The organism is Klebsiella sp. TF21-TM (assembly GCF_019753495.1).
In the GTDB taxonomy this organism is placed as follows: Bacteria; Pseudomonadota; Gammaproteobacteria; order Enterobacterales; family Enterobacteriaceae; genus Klebsiella; species Klebsiella quasipneumoniae.
The window spans coordinates 1-2,013 of sequence record NZ_JAIJYL010000088.1 but is presented as its reverse complement, the minus strand read 5'-3'; the positions used below and the strand labels follow the sequence as shown (position 1 = coordinate 2,013).

Sequence of the window (2,013 nt, the reverse complement as noted above, 5' to 3'; positions counted from 1 at the left end):
GGAACGGTCTGCGTTGTCGGGAAGATACGTGATCTGATCCTTCAACTCAGCAAAAGTTCGATTTATTCAACAAAGCCGATCAGCATGGCAAGGAACAGGATGCCCCCTGAGAAGCGGTCAGGAAAGTTTCCAGCAATGATATTATCGTAAAACTCCGCATTATTAATTTCAGGTGTGTGACTCAGGGGCCTTAGTCCCCCTTTTACAGGAAGTAGTGTTCTGTCACGACGGGAGCCAGGGTTAATAAAAACGATTCGAATATGTCTGCAGGGACGATAGAAATCTTCGTGCGGGTTGTCTCGCTGTAGCGGGCTCTGGAGAGCGACTCGGGGGAGGAGTAGTATCTTCCGCCCACGGATATGATCGAGCCAGCAGTGCTCGCCGCAGCCGAGCGACAGGGCGAAGCCCCGAGTGAGCGAGGAAGCACCATGGAACAAAACTTATAAATTCTGCTTACGCTTAATGCCTGAAAAATCACCTCCCTCTCGGGGTTATCCACTTATCCATGGGCATATTTTTAAAAGTACTTTTTTATTCTTTTTCTATATTTTACACCTTTTAGGGAGCCTGAAAGCCGCGTACAGTGCGGCCTGAGAGGGGGCCTGTATGGGCAACTGGTAAACATAATATGGGAAATTAATCACGTATCAGTGGGTTTTGTGTCAACAAGCTATGGGATACGCCTCAACAAGCTATGGGAAAGAGGTCAAGTTCAGTTCTCAATTATCCACTTGTGGATAAAGTGCAGATTTTTCCGGTGGATAACTATCGCGATAGCTTGCAATTTCTGTTTTCACTGTCATTATGGGTGGGTAAAAATTTACCCATAGGCATTGAAATGGATACTCAAGCACTCTTGCCAGCTACTAAAACGTTTAAAAAAAGCGCCAGTATAAAGCAATCTAACGAATTGACCGAAGCTGCATATTACCTGCCTCTTCAGGCAAAACGTGTGCTGTGGTTATGCCTCATGCAGGCCTATTTTAATGACAACCAGGAAGATGACTCTGACGTATTGCCGCTCTTCAAAATCAGCGTTTCCGATTACGTCAAATACTTCAATGTCGCTACGTCTGTCGCCAGTCGTGATGTGAAGGCTGGGGTAAATGCTCTGGGCGAATCAACGGTTACCTTTTATCCAAAAGAAGGTGAGTTTGAAGAAGTTAAACGTCCGTGGCTGGCTGAAGCAGGAATGAAGCGAGGTCGGGGTTCCTGGCAGATTGAATTTAACTACAAGGTCATGCCATTCCTTGTCGGCTTAACCTCCCAGTTCACTACCTATTCTCTCTATGACTGTGGCCAGCTTAATAGTGTTCGTGTCATCCGGCTTTATGAAAGCCTGTGTCAGTTCCGGAGCACTGGTGTCTGGATCACCACACATGACTGGTTATGTGAAAGGTTTATGCTCCCTGCCTCGCAGAAAAACAATATTGCTGAAATGAAGCGTACCTTCCTGGAACCTGCTCTGAAGAAAATTAATGAGAAGACGCCATTAAAGGTAACATATACCACTGAAGAAGATGGTCGCTTGCTGTTTAATTTTCTTGATAAAAAACAATAGCCTGTATTTTTTATTTACTCCCCCTTAGTTTGTTGCTGACATATGGGGGGATGCTAAAATTGCTGTATTTCCCATAGTGCTTGCCTAACTTGACCTGTTTCCCGCAATCCCGGCTGTCCGCGTAGTTGACCTGTTTCCCACAGTCCCGGTCGTCTGCGGAGTTGACCTGTTTCCCACAGTCCCGGATGTCTGCAAAGTTGACCTGTTTCCCACAGTCCTGGCCGTCCGCGGAGTTGACCTGTTTCCCACAGTCCCGGTCGTCTGCAAAGTTGACCTGTTTCCCACAGTCCCGGACGTCTGCAAAGTTGACCTGTTTCCCACAGCTCGGGCCGTCCGCGGAGTTGACCTGTTTCCCACAGTCCGGGCCGTCCGCGGAGTTGACCTGTTTCCCACAGTCCCGGTCGTCTGCGGAGTTGACCTGTTTCCCACAGTCCCGGATGTCTGCAAAGTTG

At 47.8% G+C, this 2,013-nt stretch carries 1 protein-coding gene and 2 pseudogenes; 1 reads left to right on the top strand and 2 read right to left on the bottom strand.

Features of this window, described 5'->3' with window-relative positions:
* Window positions 1–62: 62 nt before the first annotated feature.
* A pseudogene (locus tag K5R89_RS26945) lies at window positions 63–160 on the bottom strand (hypothetical protein).
* 534 nt (window positions 161–694) lie between these two features.
* Between K5R89_RS26945 and K5R89_RS26940 the strand changes: the two are divergent.
* Window positions 695–1,561, top strand: coding sequence for a replication initiation protein (locus K5R89_RS26940; RefSeq protein WP_064175104.1), 867 nt, complete (start codon window positions 695–697; stop codon window positions 1,559–1,561).
* A 10-nt stretch (window positions 1,562–1,571) separates the two neighbouring features.
* Here the strand turns inward: K5R89_RS26940 and K5R89_RS27720 are convergent.
* Window positions 1,572–2,013, bottom strand: a pseudogene (locus K5R89_RS27720) (hypothetical protein); the annotation flags it as partial.